The following is an 18,960-nucleotide window of genomic DNA, read 5'->3' as shown; positions in this document are numbered from 1 at the left end:
CAGCCAGGTGCCCACGCGGTCCACGGGCGCGAGCGGGCGGCCCGTCAGCTCCGCGTCGCTGTCCACGCCGGGCTCTCTGATGACAGTCAACCACATCATGGGTGATTGTCATGCGCCGTCTGGGCGACTATCATGCGCCTGTGACCACCTACCGGCCCCGACTGATCAGCCGCGCCCTCTCGGAGGATCTGGCCACGTTTCCCGTGGCCGTCCTCACGGGTGCGCGACAGGTCGGCAAGAGCACGCTCACGCGCGAGAGCGACGCGTTCGCCGAGCGGCCCTACCTGACCTTGGACGACCTCGGCGTGCGCCAGCAAGCGGCGGACGCGCCCGAGGACCTGCTGCTGCGGTACGCGGCCATGACCCTCGACGAGGTGCAGCGCGAGCCGGACCTGTTGCTGGCCGTGAAGGCGCTGGTGGACCGCGACCGGCCGCGGCGTCGGGGGCGCTTCCTGCTCACCGGGTCGGCCAACCTCCTGCTGATGGGGGCCGTGGGCGACTCCTTGGCGGGGCGCGCCGCCTACCGGACCCTGCACCCGCTCACGCGGCGCGAGCAGCTGGGCCTCGGCTGTGCGGGCCAGTGGCGGGCGCTGCTGGAGGAACCCGTCGAGCGGTGGCCGACGCTCCTTGCAGACGACGCGACGCCAGCGGAGGACTGGACCGCGCTCGCCCGTCGCGGCGGTTTCCCCGTGCCGGCGCTCGAGCTGTCGTCGGCTGCGCGCCGCGGGACGTGGTTCGAAGGGTATGTGCGCACCTACCTCGAGCGCGACCTGCGCGACCTGGCCCAGGTGCAGTCGCTGCCCGACTTCCGGCGCCTGATGCGTGCCGCGGCGCTGCGCCTCGGCGGGCTACTGAACCAGGCGGAGCTGGGGCGAGACATCGGGCTCCCGGCCTCGACCGTACAGCGTCACATCGGTCTGCTCGAGACGTCCCACCTCGTCTTTCGCCTCGAGCCATACGCCGTGAACCGCACCAAGCGGTTGATCAAGGCTCCCAAGCTGTACTGGGCCGACACGGGGCTGGCGCTGCACCTCAGCGGCGCCGAGCCGGGCGGGGTGCACCTCGAGAACCTGATCGTCGGTGACCTCGTGGCGTGGGCCGACGCTCAGCCTGGCCCGCGGCCCGCGATCCTCTACTGGCGCACTGCGTCGGGCCAAGAGGTGGACGCCGTGATCGAAGACCGAGGGCGCCTGCTGGGCGTGGAGGTCAAGGCAGGCGCCCACCCGACAGCGAACGATGCGCGCCACCTGCGCGCGTTCCGCGACGAGTACGGTGACGACGTGGCCGGTTGCCTGCTGCTGCACACGGGCGACGCCACGTTCCGCATGGAGCGTGGCATCGTCGCCGCGCCTTGGTGGCGTGTGATCTGAGCCGGACCTGTCCCGCGGTTGGCGTCCACGGCCAACGCGTTGCTACCTTGAGCGTTCATGCCTCGTGTTGCACGCGTCGAGGACGACCCTGGGTTGGTAGGCGCCTGCCCGGATGGTGTCGTCGCGGTCGCTGTTGTCGCGGGCAGCGCTGTGCAGCCCACGCGCGCTGCCGACGCCACCCGCTCGCGTGACCGGGGCCCCTCCTTGCGCTTGCTCGCGGTCGGTCTGCTGCTCGTGGTGGCAGTAGGCTCGCCGCGTCGAGGGGCCTCGCAGCGCGCGTCGGAAGACTTCCACGTCGTGGCAGTCGAGCGCGACGGGCGAACTGTGCTCCTCGTGGACCTCCACGAGACCGACCGAGGTTGGGACGGCGCCATCGCGGTGGACGACCTCTATCCCGATCGCCGCGGTGGGGCAGATCGCTACGTCGCGCCGCCGGTCTCGGAGACCATCGTTGCCGTCCGGCGCTCGCGACGGATCTTGAGGAACATCCACCGTCGAGGCGTGATCCAAGACCTGCCCGAGACCTTCTACGTCACGACCACGTCAAGGAGGACCCGCCGTGCCCGCTTCTCCGTGCGGTGGACGGGGACCCGTGCGCTGAGCGAGACCGAACCCGTGCCGACACGGGATTCCACGGGCGACGAAGCCACGTTCTTGTGGTGGCACGGGAGCCCCCGTGACGTCCGGCTCAATGGGGCGTGTTGCTCTCGAAACCAGCCGAGGCCCCACTGGTGGTAGAGAGGCACTCTGGGCGGAACGTCGACGGAGCGCCACGCCTGTGTCGCGGATGGTGTGGAGCTCATCCACAGCGAAGCGATGCCAGATGATGTTCGCCCTGTTTGAGTCGACCTGGGCGATGTTCGATGAGCCGATGTCTCTGGCAGCGTGCCTCCTCGAAGGGGTGTGAATACGTGTCGTGTGCCATGCTTCGAAGGCGGGAGATACAGTGGAGACGCTTCGTTGCTTTCGTCTCCTGGGCTGCGTGCCTGGGTGCGTGTGCACACCATGAGACACTCCGACCAACCGCCCGACCGACGCTCGGCGCCACGGACCCGATAGCTCTTGGAGAGCGCCAGCTCGCCGACGTTTGTCGATGCGCCTCGAGTCGCGTGTCGGGAGACGTAGCGTGTCGAGACGATGAGATGGCGTACGAGTACGATGGCGTGTCCGAAGGGTACGTGTTGGATGGGCAACCAACGCGCGAACGCTATCGGGTCCTATTCGAGCTCGACGGTTCCGATGCAGCGACTGGACGCGTTCGGCTGGAACGATACGAAGTCCTCGTGCGGTCGAGGATGTCTTGTAGTCCCCATGGAGGCGTTCTCCCCCGAACCTTTGCCGTACGCGACTCCCGTGGGATGCCAGAGGGTGACTTTGCAGACGTGGTTCGATCGTGCCTTTGACGTCGCTACGTGGTGGCGCCGAGCCACGTGATGCTGGTCACACCCTCATCGCGGTGGGCGCTCCACGAAGTTGTAGCGCACGAAGTCCCGCAGGAAGTGCACGGGGTCCGTGTCCGCCTTGCGTTGCACGCGCGCCCGGGCCTTGAAGCTGGCCAAGCCCGCGGCGTGCACGACGTTGGCGGCCCAGGTGTACGCGGCGCCGTGGTTCTTGGTGAAGTAGTGGCGGCGGCTGTCGAACCAGTAGCGAGGCATGGGGCGCGCCTTGTTCTTCATGCCGGTGGAGACGCTCCCGATGTGGGCCACGCGGCTCTCGACGACGTACCAGCACTCCCAGCCGGCGAGCATGGCGCGGCGGCAGAGGTCGGTCTCTTCGAAGTAGAGGAAGAAGGTCTCGTCGAAGAGGCCGATCTCTTGGAGCAGCTCGCGGCGGAACATCATGGACGCGCCGGCCAGCCATTCCACGCGCTGGGTGGTGCTGGGCATGGGGTGCACGGGCACCTCGCGCTCCGGCAGCAGGCGTTGGAGGGCACCCAGGCGGAAGCCGCTCAGGGCCTCGCTGGCCACGCTGGGGAAGCGGAAGGCGGTCAGGTGCGGGTCGCCCTCGGGGCCGTGGATGAAGCTGCCGGCGATGCCTGCGCGCGGGTGCGCCTCCATGAACGTGACGAGCGCCTTGATGGCGTCCGGAGCGGGGAAGGCGTCCGAGTTGAGGATGTACAGGAACTCGGGGGGCTCGGCCTCGCGCAGGGCGGCGCGCAGGGCCACGTTGTTGCCCGCCCCGAAGCCGCCGTTGTGGCCGCTCTGCACCACGCGCACGTCGTCCCAGCCGGCCTCGCGCGCGGCGGCGCTCAGCTGCTCGAAGGAGCCGTCCTGCGAGTCGTTGTCCACCACGTCGATGCGGTGGGATACGCCTTCGAGGGCCACGCGCGCGGCGCGCACGGCGTCCAGCGTCATGCTGGCCGTCTTGTAGTTGAGCACCACGCACAAGACCTTCATCGCGCCCTCCGCAGCTGGTTCTCGGCCGCCTCGACCACGGCGCGCAGCTGGCGGGCCAGCACGCGCACGTTGGGCTCCAGCACCATCGAGTCGTGGTCGCCCGGCACCTCGCTCACGTGCACCGCGCGCACGTACGGGCTCCAGCCGTTGTCCTCGTACACGTACGAGCGCTCGTGGTTGATGCGCCGGCCGTTGCCCAGGTCGTACGCCACGGGCAGCACGGGCCGGAACAGGTGCAGCTCGGCCGCGGGGCGTGCGCGCACCTCGTAGCGCTCGAGCGCGCGCCGGAAGGCTTGCTCGATGGCCTCGTCGTGGAACTTCTCCGGCGTGCTGTCGGGCGTGGCGCTCTCGAAGCGGCGGCGCAGCTTGCCCAGCTCCCACGCGGCGCGACGCTCCACCCACTCGGCCACGTAGGCTGGGCCCTTGGCGCGCAGCTCGGCGCGCTGGATGAGCACACGGTCGCGCACGCTCAGGTCGGCGGGGGGCATGGGCACGGGCGTGTCCAGCATCACCAGCAGCGCCACCTCGTCGCCCTGCGCCTCCAGCTGCCGCGCGATCTCGTAGGCGGTGATGCCGCCGCCCGAGAAGCCGCCCAGGAAGTATGGCCCGCGCGGCTGCACGCTCTTGAGCTCCTCGATGTAGGCCGCGGCCATCTCCTCGAAGGTCTCGTGCGGCGCCTGTTCGCCGTACAGCCCGCGCGCCTGCAGTCCGTAGAAGCGCCGGTCGGTGCCCACCAGGTGCGCCAGGTGCCGCAGGTTGAGCACGTTGCCGAACATGCCCGCCACCAGGAAGAAGGGCGTCTTGGGCCCGCCGTCGCCGGTGTGCATGGGCACCAGGTGCGTATAGCGGGGGGCGTGCGCGGCCTTGCCGCTGCCGCCCTCGCTTGCGGCGCCGTCGGCAGACACGCCGCGCTCGGCCAGGCGCTCCTTCACCAGCAGCGCACAGCGCTCGATGGTGGGCGCCTCGAACAGCACCGAGATGGGGAACTCCACGCGGTACGCGGCCTTGATCTTGGCGAACAGGCGCACCGCCAAGAGCGAGTGGCCGCCCAGGTCGAAGAAGCTGTCCTGCACGCCCACCTGGTCCACGCCCAGCAGCTCCTGCCAGAAGCCCACGAGCGTCTTCTCCACCTCGTCGCGCGGGGCCAGATAGTCCACGCCCAGGTCCGGGCGCGCCAGCTCGAGCCCGCCGCCGGCCGTCTCACCGCCCGCGCTCACGCCGCTCTCACGCACCAGCGTGGGCAGGTCCATGGAGCTCACGAAGATCTGCGCGGGCGCCTTGCGCGCCGCGTCTGACGAACCCCCCAGCCCCAGCAGCTGGAGCACGCGGCCGAGCGCGTCTTGCCCTTCTGTGGTGCCGATGCCGCGCGCCAAGAGCCGATCGCGCTGCAGCTCGCCGGGGGAGGGGGCCTGCGCGCCGTGCTCCTCGTCGAAGGCCACGTCGGCGGGGGCCACGCGCTCGCCCTGCGCGAAGTCCGGGCCCGGCGTCATGCGCCGCAGGCCGAGGCGCTCGACCTCCATCAGCACGCGCCCGCTCGGGTCCATCAACGTCACGTCGAAGAACGCGAACTCGGCGTCGGCGTGGTTGGGCACGGGTGTGCGCACCCAGCTCAGCAACTGCGGGGTGAGGTCCGCATACACACGCGCGCGCTCGTAGGCCACGGGCACGTAGAGGGCCTCCGCCCCGTAGCCCTCGATGAGCGGCATGGCCCAGCCGGTGGCGATGTCGAGCAGCGCCGGGTGCAGCCCCAGCTCCGCGACCTCGCCGGCAAAGGCGGGCGGCAACGCGAGACGCGCCAGGCCCTCGGTGGCCCCCAGGTGCGCCTCGTGCAGCACGCGCCAGCGCGGGCCGAAGCGCAGGTGCGCCTCTTGGGGCGTGCGCAGCCCGGCGCTGTCCGGCCCCTGGTGAGCACGGTCACAGCGCGCCTGGAGCGCCTGCAGCGCGGCCGTGTCCAGCGCGGCTCGCGGGGGCTCCGGCCGCAGCGCCAGGTGGGCCTGCGCCACCAGCACCGTGCCCTCGCGCCCGCCGACGTGCACCTGCCCGCGTACCTCGAAGCGGTAACCGCGCTCGCTCGGGCGCAGCTTCACGTGCAGGTCGCGCGCCTCGCCGTCGGCCACGGCGAAGGGGCGCACGAAGAAGAGGTCCTCGATCTCGAAGGGGCCTTCTTCGCCATACGCACGGAGCGCCGCCCGCGCCAGCTCGACGAAGCCCGTGCCCGGCACGAGCGCGCGCCCACCGAGCGTGCGGTGCCCGTCCAGCAGCCAGTGCCGCGCGGGGGCGAGCGTGCCGCGCAGGGTGGACTCGCCGCGCCCGTCGCTCACGCGCGCGCTCAGCCACGGGTGCGTCGGCTGCTGTCCGATGGGCGTGCCGACGGGCGCGTGGGCGCGCACGCGGGCCGGCTCGGCCGCCATGCCCACGTCGCTCCAGATGCCCCAGTGCAGCGAGGTCACGGGGTGTCCCTGCGCGCGCTCGCTCTCGGCGAAGGCGTCCAGGAACGCGTTGGCCGCCACGTAGTCCACCTGCCCGGCGGGGGCGGTGGCCGTCGAGGTGGAGCTGAACAGCAGCAGGAAGTCGAGCCCGCGCTCGCGCGTGAGCTCGTGCAGGATGCGCGTGCCCTGGATCTTGGGCGCGAACACGTGCTCCACGCTCTCGAGCGTCTTCAGCGCGATGAGGTCGTCGTCCAGCTCGCCGGCGGCGTGGAACACGCCGTGCAGCGCAGAGAAGCGCTGGTCCACGGCCGCGAGCGCGGCGCGCACCTCGTCCGCGTTGGTGACGTCGCCCGTGAGCAGCAGCACCTCGGCGCCCGCCGCTTCCAGCTCCAGCACGCGCTGCATGCGCCGGCTGCTGCGCTCGTCGGCGCCGTGCTGCGCGATCCAGGTGTCCCACTGCTCGCGCGGGGGCAGGGGCGTGCGCCCCAAGAGCGCGAGGCGCGCGTGACACGTGCGCGCCAGGTACTGGCTGACGGTCAGGCCGAGCCCGCCGAGGCCGCCCGTGATCAGGTACACGCCGCGCTCGCGCAGCGCGGCAGGTAGCGTCTCGGGGGTGAGCGCGGCGGCCGGGGACTCGGCGTGAGCGGCCGAGCCCGCACCGTTCTTCGTGGCGCTCGCGGCGGCCGCGCTCGGCTTTGGCGCGTCGCCCACAGGAGCAAGCGCGCGCGGCACGAACACCTGCGTCAACCGCTTGTCCCCGCGCAGCGCGACGACCTCGTCGCCCGCCGTCGCGCGCAGCTCGTCGAACAGGCGCTCGCTGAGCGTGTCCAGCGCCTGCTCCACGCGCCGCTTGCCGCCGAACGGGTCCAGCAGGCCCGCGCGCAGCGAGCCCCCGAACAGCTGGGCGCGCTGCGTCGGCAGGGTCACGTCGATCAAGCGCGCCGTGGCCCCCTCCAGCTCGCGCGAGAGCACCTTCACGGGCCCCAGCACGGTGCTCTTCTGCGGGTGCGGCGGCGCCTCGTCCGCGCCCACGCGCAGGAGCCCGTTGCCGACCACGCTCAGGTGCACGCCGGGGAGGCTCGCGTCGATGAGCGCCTTGGCCAGGAAGAACAGGCTGAAGAATCCGCGCTCCAAGTGGTGGTGGAACAAGCTGGACCCGGGGCGGAACTCCTCGCTCAGCTCCAGCAGCCACAGGTGCGCGACGCGCTCCGGTGTGCGTCCGCGCTCCACCAGGTCTTGGATGAGCGAGGCGTAGCCTTCGCGCCCGCGCTCTGGGCTGAGCGTGTACTCGTCGTCGCCGCGGTAGTGGAACGCGTCGCCCTCGTACACGGCCACCACCCGCTGCCCAGCCGCCTGCAGCCGCGCGCGCAGCCGCTGGCCCACGCCGCCGCGGTCCATGAAGATCAGGTGCGTCTGCTGCGCACCTTCCGCTCCAGCTCCCGTCGAGCCCTCGTCCAGGAGCCCGTCGTCCGCCAGCGGCAGGTCCACCAGCGAAGGCTTGAAGCGCGGCACGAAGCCCCAGTCGCGCACGTCGGGCAGCTTCTCGAGCGCGCTCTCCTCCGCCACGCGCGCGGGCGCCGCCGGCTCGATGAAGTACGGCTTGTGGTCCCACGCGTAGGTGGGCAGCTCCACGCGCGAGCGCAGCTCCCCCGGCCACAGCTGGCCCCAGTCCAGCTCCGCCCCCGTGGCCCACAGCCGCCCGAGGCACGCCGTGAGGTAGTGCGCGTCCGAGACGGCCTCGTCCTTGTGCCGCACCGACGCGAAGGCCTGGTGTCCGCCGCTGCGGAACGCGCCGTGCTGCCGCGCCAGTGAGCTGAGCGTGCGGCCCGGGCCCACCTCCAGCAGCACGCTCGGGCCCCGCTGCAGCAGCGCGTCCACGTTGTCGGCGAAGCGCACGGCCGAGCGCAGGTGGCTCACCCAGTAGGCCGGGTCGGTGGCCTCGGCGTCGGTGATCCACGTGCCGCTGCGGTTCGACAGGAACGACACGCGCGGCGGCGAGAGCGTGATGCTGCGCAGGTACGCGCCGAAGCGCTCCAAGATCGGGTCCAAGAGCCGCGAGTGCGCGGCCACCGGGATGGCCAGGCGCTGCGTCTCCACGTCTTCGCGCGCCGCAAGGCTCGCCTCGAGCGCCGCGATGGCTCCCGGCTCGCCGGACACCACGCACGCCTCGGGCCCGTTCACCACGGCCAGCTCCAGCGTGTCCGGCAGCAGCGCGCGCAGCTCCGCCTCGGGAAGCGTCACCGACAGCATCGCGCCCGGCTCGGTCTGCATGAACAGCTGGGCGCGCAGCATCACCAAGCCCAGGCAGTCCTCGAGGCTCATCACGCCCGAGAGGTGCGCGGCGGTGTTCTCGCCGGCGCTGTGCCCCAGGTACGCGCTGGCGGTCACGCCGTAGTGCTCGAAGGTGCGCGCCATGGCCACGCTGGTGAGGAAGATGGCCGGCAGCTGCCGGTCCATGCGCGCGTCCAGCTCGGACTGCGCGCGCGCTTCGTCGCCCGCCGCCGGGTAGAGCAGCGGCGCGAGGTCCAGCTGGTGCCGCGTGCGCAGCAGCTCGAGCCCGCGCTCCATGTGCTCGCGGAACACCGGCTCGTGCTCGAACAGCCCCGCCGTCATGCGCGCGTACTGCGCCCCGCCGCCCGGCAGCAGGAACGCCACGTGCGGCGCGCCGCTCTCCGTGGTGCCACGCAGCGCCGTGTGCGTGAACACGCGCTGGGGGTCGCCCGCCTGCAGCAGCTCGGCCGCCTCGCGCAGGCTGCTGGCCGCCAGCACGCGTCGCTCACCGAAGGCGCGCCGCCCGTGGTGCAGCGTGAAGGCCACGTCGGCCAGGCTCAGCTCGGAGGGCTCGTCTGCGCCGTCGCCCGCCTCTTGGCGCTGTGCGTGGTCCAAGAGGTGCGCGGCCAGGCGCTGGCTCTGCGCGTCGAGGCTGCTGCGCGTGCGCGCCGACAGCGTGATGAGCTGCGTCGTGCGCTTGGGCGGCTCGGGCTCGGGCAGGCCCGGCGGCTCCTGCAAGACCACGTGCGCGTTGGTGCCGCCCACGCCGAGCGAGTTCACCGCCGCGCGACGCGGGTGCTGTGCGGGCGCTGGCCACGCGCTGAGCTGGCTGGCCACGCGGAAGGGCGAGCTCTCGAAGTCGATGGCCGGGTTGGGCTTCTCGTAGCCGAGCGAGGGCGGGATCTGTGCGTGCTTCAGAGCCAGCGTGGCCTTGATCAGGCCGATCACCCCCGCGGCCGTGTCCAGGTGCCCGATGTTGGTCTTGATGGAGCCCAGCTGGCAGAAGCCGCGCTCCTCGGTCTGCGTGCGGAAGCCCTGCGTCAGCGCCTCGACCTCGATCGGGTCGCCCAGCGCGGTGCCCGTCCCGTGGCACTCGATGTACTCCACGCTGCGCGCAGGAACACCCGCCACGCCCAGCGCCTCCACCACGCACGCGGCCTGTCCGTCCACGCTGGGCGCCAGGTAGTTCACCTTCTTCGCGCCGTCGTTATTCACGGCCGTGCCGCGGATGACCGCGTGGATCACGTCGCCGTCGTCCAGCGCGTCGCCCAGGCGGCGCAGCACCACCACGCCCACGCCCGAGCCGAACACGGTGCCCTGCCCGCGGTGATCGAACGCGTGGCAGTGCCCGTCCGGCGAGAGCACCTCGCCCTCGTGGTACAGGTAGCCCCGCTCGTGCGGCAGCTCGATCGTCACCCCCCCCGCCAGCGCCATGTCGCACTCCCGAGCGAGCAGGCTCTGCACGGCGAGGTGCGTGGCCACCAGCGAGGTGGAGCAGGCGGTCTGCACGTTGATGGCGGGCCCGGCCAGGTCCAGCAGGTAGCTCACCCGCGTGGAGAGAAAGTCCTTGTCGTTGCCCGTGTGGCGCAGCAGGAAGAGCCCCACGTCGCGCACCAGCTCGGCCTGCGAGCACACGTTCACGTAGAAGTAGCTGCCCATGCCGCAGCCCGCGAACACGCCCACCGGGCCACCGAAGCGCTCGGGCGGGTGCGCGGCGTTCTCGAGCGCCTCCCACGCGCACTCGAGGAAGTGCCGGTGCTGCGGGTCCATGATGGCGCAGTCCTTCGGGCTGAAGCCGAAGAACTCTCCGTCGAAGTTCGGCAGGCCGGCGAGAGGCGCCGCCGCGCGCACGTAGCGGGGGTCGCGCAGCAGCTCCGGGCGCTCGCCCTTCTGCAGCAGCTCCTCGTCCGTGTACTGCCTTATGGACTCGACCCCGCCCACCAGGTTCTTCCACAGCTCGGCGGGGGTCTGCGCCCCGGGCACGCGCGCCGCCATCCCGACGATGGCGATGTCGCGCTCCATGACTTCGTATTCGTCGGACATGATCAGTTCGCTTCCGTGGGGCAGGTCGCGCCCGAGCGGGGGTAGAGGCGGACCGCGCGCTGGGCAAGCGCCGCCAGCGCGCGCGCCGTGTCAGGGGGGACGCTGACCAGCTCGCCGTCGGCGCGGGGCACTTGGTGCGGGGCGCCGGTGAGGTCCACGTGCGTGAGCGTCGCCACCTGGACCAACGCGATGAAGTAGTTGCCGAGGTCGCTCAGGTGCACGCCGTCCGTGAAGAGCTCCACCTCGCGTGCCACCCCGGGCACCTCACCCGCGCGCACGGCGTCCACCAGCGCGGCCAGCGCCTGCCCACCCGGGACGATGTGCACGTCGAGGGGCGCGGCGTCGGGCGCGCTGCGCATGGCTTCACGCGTGGCCGCGTCCACGATGTGCTCCCACTTGCCGAGGTCCGCGTCCAGCTGCTCGCGCCAGCTCAGCCGGCTGGGCAGCACGGGCAAGCCACTCGCGTGCCGCGGCTCGCTGCGGTGGTGCCACGTCTCGTAGAAGAACAGGCGCGCGTCCGGGCGCGCCGCGCGGGCCAGCAAGTACCAGCGCAGCGCGTGTCCCGGCGGATCGCTCCAGCGCAGGTGGTCGTCCAGGTTCACGGCCTCGGTGAGCACCATGGTGTCGTACGCGCCCGTGCCCAGCGCCTCGCGCGCGTTCACGCCCGTGGCCTCCTCCGCGTGGTTCCAGTTGACCTCGAGCGAGCCCCCGTCGATGAGCTGTACGTCGTAGGTGAGCTCCACCCCGAGCGCCGCGGCGATGGCCGACGCCATGCGTGGCATGGTCTGGTTCACCAGGCTGTGGCCCACGAACAGCACGTGCAGCCGGGGCACCACACCGGCGGGTTCGCAGCTCCCCTGCGCCATGCCGCGGCTGGGGGGCTCGGGGATGAACCAGAGCTTGTGCCAGCGGCGATGCACGAGAAGGCCCACGCCGCCCACCAGCGCCGACGTCAGCGCGAGCACGAAGCCTGCCCTCTTGCGCCGCGACATGCCGGTCACTTCGCGTTCTGGTGCACCGCGCGTCCGAACACCGTCATGAACACGATCTTGATGTCCAGCAAGAGGTTCCAGCGCCGGATGTACTCGAGGTCGTGCTCGATGCGCTTCTCCATCTTCTCGAGCGTGTCCGTCTCGCCACGCCAGCCGTTGACCTGCGCCCAGCCGGTGAGCCCCGGTTTGACCTTGTGGCGCAGCATGTAGCCGTAGATGTGCTTGCGGTACGCCTCGTTGTGCGCGACGGCGTGCGGGCGCGGGCCCACCAGGCTCATGCTGCCGGTGACCACGTGCACCAGCTGCGGCAGCTCGTCCAGCGAGGTGCGCCGGAGGAACGCGCCGAAGGGCGTGATGCGGCTGTCGTTGGCGGTGGCCTGACGCACGTTGGTGCCGTCTTCGGCCACGGTCATGGAGCGGAACTTGTAGACGTCGATGACCTCACCGTGCAGCCCGTAGCGGCGCTGCTTGAACAGCACGGGGCCCTTGCTGGTGAGCTTGATGCCGATGGCGATGAGCGCCATGGGGATGGCGGCCACGGCGACGGCGAACGTGCCCAGCACCAGGTCCTCCGCGCGCTTGAGCCAGCCCTCGGTGCCCATGAAGGGCGTCTCGAAGATGCTCACGACCGGGATCTCGCCGAGCGCCGTCCAGCGCGCGTGCAACAGGTCGAACACGAAGAAGTCGGGCACGACGTACACGCTCACGGTGGTGTCGGCCAGCTGGGCGATCAGCTTGTGCACGCGCGACTCGGCGCGCAGCGGCAGGCACACGTAGACCAGGTCCAGGTCGCCCAGGGTGGCGCGCGCCACCAGCTCGTCGAAGGTGCCCGCGAACTCGCCCAGCTCGGCGTCGATGGCCTCGCGCCGGTCGTCGCCGCGGTCGTCGTAGAAGCCTTCGAGCGACAGCCCGAGCGAGGGCGCCTGATGGATGCTGCGCGCGACGCGCTCCCCGAGCGGGGTCATGCCGACGATGGCCACACGGCGCGTGCTGTGGCCGCGACGCCGAGCCTCGTGCAGCGCGAGGCGCACCAGCGAGCGCCACACGCTCACGAACACGGGGGCGCTGAGCATCCAGCCCATGGACACGACACGGCTGTAGTTGGCGGACTCCTTGAGCGCGAACGCCGTGAGCAGCAACAGGCCGAACACCGCGAACCACGCCAACCAGACGCGCTTCAGCTCCTGGACCAACGGCACGCCGCGGAAGCCCTGGTACAGCCCGCAGGCGTCGGCCGAGAAGAGGAAGAGGAGCGCGGCGGCGCCGGCCTCCAGCGTGTCGTGAACCCGCCAAGGCTCGAACTCGGGAGCGTACAGCCCACGGGTGACCCACAGGGCGACCACGATCATGGCCACGTCCAGCGCCCGCTGGACCAGGGTCAACAGCGAGTGGTAGGGGCGAATGATTCCAGGCTTGGACGAGTCGAAAAGCGGCATGGCGACGTAGTGCTCCAGCGGACTACATGGCGGACTCTGGGTCAGAATGACCTACCTGGCCACCCACTTCGGCACCTGCGTGCGAGAAACTTGACCATGTGAACGGATTCCGATTCGGCTGCACGGAAGCTGGCACGGTGTGCCCTCCAGTCGCGTATCGCTCGTGTAAATAGGACTTTTGTCGCCTTGCCGCCGCTCCCGATCGGCGCTAGCAGGAACCGCGTGCCTACATTCACACATACCTGCACACGTTATGGGTGGTGGGTCCCCATGTCGGGAGTCGTGCTCGCTCTCCTGACCGCCGGCTGCGGCAGCTCGCTGCCCCCGCTCCCCACCGTGCCATCCGCAGAGCACGGATTTGTGCAGGCCCCCGCCCCCGAGCTCACGGGCCTCGACGAGGACCCCCCGCAGGCGCTGACGCTCATGCCCGGCGACGTGGTCAACCTCCAGATGATCAGCGGCACCGACTCCGCCGTGTTGGGGCTGACCGTGGACGAGCGCGGCGTATTGCACGTGCCCCTCGCGGGCGATGTCGACGTGGCGGGTCTGTCGCTCACCGAGGGCGAGGCGCGCATCGAGGCTGCGCTGCGGCCGTTCGATCAGACCGTGCGCGTGACCATCATCGTCGCGCAGCCCAACGGTCAGCGCGCGACGGTCATCGGCGCCGTGGCTTCGCCTGGACGCGTCACAGTGGTGCCGGGCATGCGCCTTGCGGACCTGCTGGCCTCCGCGGGGGGGAGCGCGCACGGCGAAGAGGCGAACATGACGGTGCCTCTCGCCGATCTCCACGGCGCGCGTCTCGTGCGCCAAGGGCAGGTGGTGCCCGTCAGCCTGGTGCTCGCGGTCATGGGCGACCCACGCCACAACGTGCGTGTCCGCCCAGGCGACCACCTCTACGTGCCGCCCCAGCTCGAGGGGTTGGTGAGCGTGCTCGGTGAGGTCCACGCCGCCCGCACCATGCCCTACCGCGCGGGCTTGCGGCTCACGCTGGCGCTCGCCTTTGCGGGCGGGCCCACGCGTGACGCGGACCACGCCGAGATCATCGTGGTGCGCGGCGACCACGCGGCGCCGGAGGTCTACGTGGCGCGGTTGGATCAGCTGCTGGACGGCGAGGGCGCGGACCCGATCCTGGCCCCTGGTGACGTCGTCTACGTGGGCGCCACCGGCCTCTCGAAGTTGCGGGACGTGATGGCGGCGATCGCGCCCGTCGTCAGCGTCGCGGCCACCACAGGCCTTGGCGCGGCCGTGGTGAGCACCTCGCGCTGAGCCGGCGCGCACCCAGGTCAGAGAACGGATGTCGGAGACGAAGATGCAAGCGCAAAACCCCTTTCGCAGCGTGCTCATGGGCAACGGGACGCTCCTCGTGCAGTGCGCCGAGGCGCTGCTCGCGCGTGGGAACGCGGTGCAGACCATCGTCACCGAGAACGCAGACATCGCCCGTTGGGCAGAGGGGCGTGGGCTGCGCGTGCTCGAGCCCGCCCCACGCAAGACGCTCGCGCAGCGGCTCGGGAGCGAGCCGTTCGAGTGGCTGTTCAGCATCGCGAACCTGTCCATCATTCCCGAGGACGTGCTGGCGCTGCCGGCGCGCGGCGCCATCAACTTCCACGACGGCCCGCTGCCGCGCTACGCCGGGCTCAACGCGCCGGTCTGGGCGCTGCTGAACCAAGAGCCCACGCACGGCATCACGTTCCACCTCATCGAGGGGGGCGTCGACGAAGGCGACATCGTCGCGCAGCGCACGTTCGACGTCGCGCCGGGCGAGACCTGCCTCACGCTCAACACGCGCTGCTACGAGGTGGCCATCGAGACCTTCGCGGGTGTGGCCGACGCGCTGGGCCGCGGTGAGCTCCCACGCACGAAGCAGGACCTCTCGCAGCGCAGCTACTTCGCCAAGGCGCAGCGACCCGCGGGGGCCTGCGCGCTCGACTTCACGCGCTCGGCGGCGGAGCTGGTGGCGTGGGTGCGCGCGCTCGACCACGGCCGCTACCCCAACCCCGTCGGCACGGCGAAGCTGGTGCTCGACGGTGGCGTGGTGCTCGTGGGCGCCGCGCAAGAGACGGGGGCGAGCGCGTTGCTGGTGCCGGGCAGCGTGGTGGCGGTGGACGCGGGCAGCCTCGACGTCGCGACCGGGCGTGGGACCATCCGCCTGAGCGATCTGCGCAGCACGAGCGGGGAGCCGCTGACCGACGGCGCGCTCACGGCCCTGGGGGTCTCGCCTGGGTCCAGCGTGCAGGCCAGCGACGCCGTTCGCGCCCAGCTCACCGAACTCGACGCGCGGCTCGCGCCGCACGAGCCCGTGTGGGTGCGCGCGCTGCGGGACAGCGCGCCGGCGCGCTTGCCGGGCGCGACTAGCGGGAGCGGCGCCGCCGAGTCCAGCGCTGCGGACGCCGCACCGCAGACCAACGCTGCCGGCGCTGCGTCGCAGGGGGACACGCTCGTGCTCGAGACCGGCGTGGCCGATCCCGCAGCGCTGCTCGCGGGTGTCAGCGCGCTCTTGCACCGCCTCGGGGCGGCGTCGCGCGTGGAGCTCGGTCACACCCACGCGGGGCTCGCGCGTGTGGCGGGCGCGGCGCACGTCTTCAGCGGCCGCGTGCCGCTCGTGCTCGCTGTCGCGCGCGACAGCTCGTTTCAAGAGCTCGCTGGGAGCGCCGCCGACGCGCTCGCGACCACGGCGCGCCGCGGGACCTTCCCGCTGGACCTCGCCGCGCGGCAGCCTGGGCTCACGCTGCCCAGTTGGCCCGTGGCGTTCGACGTGCAGGAACACATCGCGCCCAACGCCGAGCTCCCTGTCGGTGCGCTGCTCGCGGTGCAGACCGACGGCCGCCGCGCGCAGCTGGTGTTCGACGCGGCGCAGGTCGACGAGCGCACGGCGACCCGCTTCGCGCAGCAGCTGGACGTGCTCTTGCAGAGCGCGCTGGCCGACGGCGCGCAGGCGGTGGGCAAGCTGCCGCTGCTCAGCGAGGCGGAGCGCGCGCGCCTGCTGACCGAGTGGAACCCCAGCGCCACGCCGTACCCGTCCGAGCTGGGCGTGCACCAACTGTTCGAGCAGCAGGTGGACCGCACCCCCGACGCGGTGGCGCTCGTGCATCGCGAGACCCAGCTGACGTACGCGCAGCTGGACCAGCGCAGCAACCGCCTGGCCGCGCACCTGCGCGCGCTTGGCGCTACGGCGGACGCGCCCATCGGCCTGTACACCGACCGCTCGGTGGACCTCGTGGTGGGCGCGCTGGGAATCCTCAAGGCGGGCGCGGCCTATCTGCCGCTCGACCCCACGTACCCCGCCGACCGCGTCGCGTTCATGCTGCGCGACAGTGAGGCACGCCTGGTGGTCACCCAGGCCGCGCTGCGCGCCGACCTCGACGGGACCGAGGCCCACCTGGTGGCGCTAGACGCGTGCCCCGAGCTGGCGCAGCAGTCGGACGCGCGGCACCCCGTGGACGGCTTCTCGTCGCGGCACCTCGCGTACCTCATCTACACCAGCGGCTCCACCGGCACGCCCAAGGGCGTGATGGTCGAGCACCAGCAGGTGTCGAACTTCTTCGTCGGCATGGACGAGCGCATCGCGCACGAGCCCGGCAGCACGTGGCTCGCGGTCACCAGCTTGAGCTTCGACATCTCCGTGCTGGAGCTGTTCTACACGCTGGCGCGCGGCTTCCGCGTGGTGCTGGCCGGCGACGAGGACCGCGGGCTGGTGAGCGGCGGCGCCGTCACGCGCAGCTGTGAGCGCAGCATCGACTTCAGCTTGTTCTACTTCGCGTCGGACGAAGGCGAGAACGCGGCCGACAAGTACAAATTGCTGCTGGACGGCGCGCGCTTCGCCGACGAGCACGGCTTCTCGGCCGTGTGGACCCCCGAGCGCCACTTCCACGCCTTCGGCGGCCTCTACCCGAACCCGTCCGTCGTGAGCGCCGCCATCGCCGCCGTCACGAAGCGGGTGCGCATCCGCGCGGGCAGCTGCGTCAGCCCGCTGCACCACCCCGTGCGCATCGCCGAAGAGTGGGGCCTGGTGGACAACCTCTCGGGCGGGCGCGTGGACATCAGCTTCGCGGCTGGCTGGCAGCCGAACGACTTCCTCCTGCGCCCGCAATCGTTCGGTCGTCAGAAGGAGCAGATGATCGAGGACATCGAGACCATCGGGCGCCTGTGGCGCGGCGAGCACGTCACCTTCGAGGGCCCCACGGGCCCGGTGGCCGTGCGCTCGCTGCCGCGCCCGGTGCAGCCCGAGCTGCCCTTCATGATCACGGCGGCGGGCAACCCCGAGACCTTCGAGCTCGCCGGCCGCATGGGCGGAGGCATCCTCACGCACCTGCTCGGGCAGAGCCTGAGCGACGTGGCCGACAAGATCCGCGTCTACCGCGAGGCCTGGAAGAAGGCCGGGCACCCGGGCGAGGGCACGGTCGTGCTCATGCTGCACACCTTCATCGGCGAGGACGACGCGGCCGTGAAGGAGCTGGTGCGCGGTCCCATGAAGGACTACCTGCGCAGCTCGATCGCGCTCATCCAGACGCACGCGTGGGCCTTCCCTGCGTTCAAGGCGGCGGCCGACAGCACCAAGTCGTTCGCGGACAACTTCGAGAGCCTGTCGCCCGAGGACACCGAGGCGCTGCTCGACCACTCGTTCGAGCGCTACTACGAGACCAGCGCGCTGTTCGGGACGCCCGCCTCGGCGCGTCGCATGGTCGAGGCCTGTCGCGCGGTCGGCGTCGACGAGGTGGGCTGCCTGATCGACTTCGGCGTGGACTCGGCCACGGTCATGGCGCACTTGCCCATGCTGAACCAGCTGCGCGCGGCATGTAGCGACGATGCGCCCAGCCACGCCGCCGACGACTACAGCATCGCCGCGCAGCTCGTGCGGCATGGCGTGACGCACCTGCAGTGCACACCATCGATGGCCCGCATGCTGGTCACCAACGACGAGTCGCGCCGCGCCCTCGCGAGGGTGCAGCACATGATGATCGGGGGCGAGGCGCTGCCGCTCAGCCTGGCGCAGGACATCCGTCGCGCGTCGGCCACGACCATCACGAACATGTACGGCCCCACGGAGACGACCATCTGGTCCTCCACGTCGGCGGTCGACCCCGAGGCGGCGGCCATCACCATCGGCCGACCCATCTGCAACACGCAGCTCTACGTGCTGGACGAGGCGCACGAGCTGGTGCCGCCAGGCATGCCGGGTGAGCTGTACATCGGCGGCGAGGGCGTCACGCGCGGCTACTGGAACCGCCCCGAGCTCACGGCCGAGCGCTTCGTGCGCGACCCATTCGCGAGCGCCGCCGGCGCGCGCATGTACCGCACGGGTGACGAGGTGCAGTGGCGTCACGACGGCGAGCTGACGTTCCTCGGCCGCGTCGATCATCAGGTGAAGCTGCGCGGCTACCGCATCGAGCTGGGCGAGATCGAGGCGCGCCTCGAGGCGCACGCGAGCGTCACCAACGCGGTGGTCATCGCGCGCGAGGACGTGCCGGGCGACAAGCGCCTGGTGGCCTACCTGCTGAGCCCGGCACCGCTGGACGTGCCCACGCTCAAGGCGCACCTGGCCGAGACGCTGCCGACGTTCATGGTGCCGGCCCACTTCGTGCGGCTCCCGGCCTATCCGCTCACCCCCAACAAGAAGGTCGACCGCAAGGCGCTCCCGCGGCCCGAGCACAAGGCCGAGGGCGCGTCGGCCGAGCGCGTGCCCACCACCGGCGAGACGCAGAAGCAGATCGCCGAGGTTTGGAAGCGGCTGCTCGGGCTGGCCGACGTCGGCGCGCGCGACAACTTCTTCGACCTGGGCGGGCACTCGTTGCTGGCCGTGCAGGCGCACCGCGAGATCCGCGAGGCCACGGGCAAGACACTGACCGTGACCGACGTGTTCCGCTTCCCGACCATCGCCGCCCTCGCCGAGCATCTGGACGGCGGCGGCGCGGCCAACCAGGCCTTGGCCAAGGCCGCGGAGCGCGCCGCGGAGCGCGCCGCTGCCAACGGCGCCACCCCCGCACCCGAAGGTTCGCGACGCGTCTTGAGGCGCCGCTGAGGAGGGC

At 71.5% G+C, this 18,960-nt stretch carries 8 protein-coding genes; 4 read left to right on the top strand and 4 right to left on the bottom strand.

Going from position 1 to position 18,960, the window contains the following annotated elements; genetic code table 11:
• Positions 1 to 110: 110 nt before the first annotated feature.
• Both H6726_01700 and H6726_01695 read left to right on the top strand, forming a co-directional pair.
• Positions 111 to 1,370 (top strand): ATP-binding protein, encoded by a 1,260-nt coding sequence (locus tag H6726_01700; GenBank protein ID MCB9656335.1) that lies wholly within the window; start codon positions 111 to 113, stop codon positions 1,368 to 1,370.
• A 57-nt stretch (positions 1,371 to 1,427) separates the two neighbouring features.
• Entirely contained in the window at positions 1,428 to 2,108 is a 681-nt protein-coding gene (locus H6726_01695; protein MCB9656334.1) for a hypothetical protein, read from the top strand.
• Between the two features lie 710 nt (positions 2,109 to 2,818).
• On the opposite strand, the gene H6726_01690 is transcribed toward H6726_01695, so the two are convergent.
• From H6726_01690 to H6726_01675, 4 genes are read right to left on the bottom strand one after another with little or no spacing between them, the layout of a single operon-like run.
• Complete coding sequence (locus H6726_01690; protein ID MCB9656333.1) at positions 2,819 to 3,766, bottom strand: glycosyltransferase family 2 protein; 948 nt, start codon at positions 3,764 to 3,766, stop codon at positions 2,819 to 2,821.
• Complete coding sequence (locus H6726_01685) at positions 3,763 to 10,488, bottom strand: KR domain-containing protein (GenBank protein MCB9656332.1); 6,726 nt, start codon at positions 10,486 to 10,488, stop codon at positions 3,763 to 3,765. The genes H6726_01690 and H6726_01685 overlap by 4 nt, the downstream gene beginning before the upstream one ends.
• A 23-nt stretch (positions 10,489 to 10,511) precedes the next feature.
• Positions 10,512 to 11,501, bottom strand: coding sequence for a hypothetical protein (locus H6726_01680; GenBank protein MCB9656331.1), 990 nt, complete (start codon positions 11,499 to 11,501; stop codon positions 10,512 to 10,514).
• Positions 11,502 to 11,506: 5 nt separating this feature from the next.
• Entirely contained in the window at positions 11,507 to 12,850 is a 1,344-nt protein-coding gene (locus tag H6726_01675; protein ID MCB9656330.1) for an undecaprenyl-phosphate glucose phosphotransferase, read from the bottom strand.
• Between the two features lie 357 nt (positions 12,851 to 13,207).
• On the opposite strand from H6726_01675, the gene H6726_01670 reads away from it, so the two are divergent.
• Both H6726_01670 and H6726_01665 read left to right on the top strand, forming a co-directional pair.
• Complete coding sequence (locus H6726_01670) at positions 13,208 to 14,203, top strand: SLBB domain-containing protein (protein ID MCB9656329.1); 996 nt, start codon at positions 13,208 to 13,210, stop codon at positions 14,201 to 14,203.
• Positions 14,204 to 14,246: 43 nt separating this feature from the next.
• Positions 14,247 to 18,953, top strand: coding sequence for an LLM class flavin-dependent oxidoreductase (locus H6726_01665; GenBank protein MCB9656328.1), 4,707 nt, complete (start codon positions 14,247 to 14,249; stop codon positions 18,951 to 18,953).
• The last annotated feature ends 7 nt before the right edge of the window (positions 18,954 to 18,960 follow it).

Source organism: Sandaracinaceae bacterium, from assembly GCA_020633055.1.
Taxonomy (GTDB): domain Bacteria; phylum Myxococcota_A; class Polyangia; order Polyangiales; family Houyiibacteriaceae; genus JADJJE01.
This window is presented reverse-complemented; position numbering and strand designations above follow the sequence as displayed.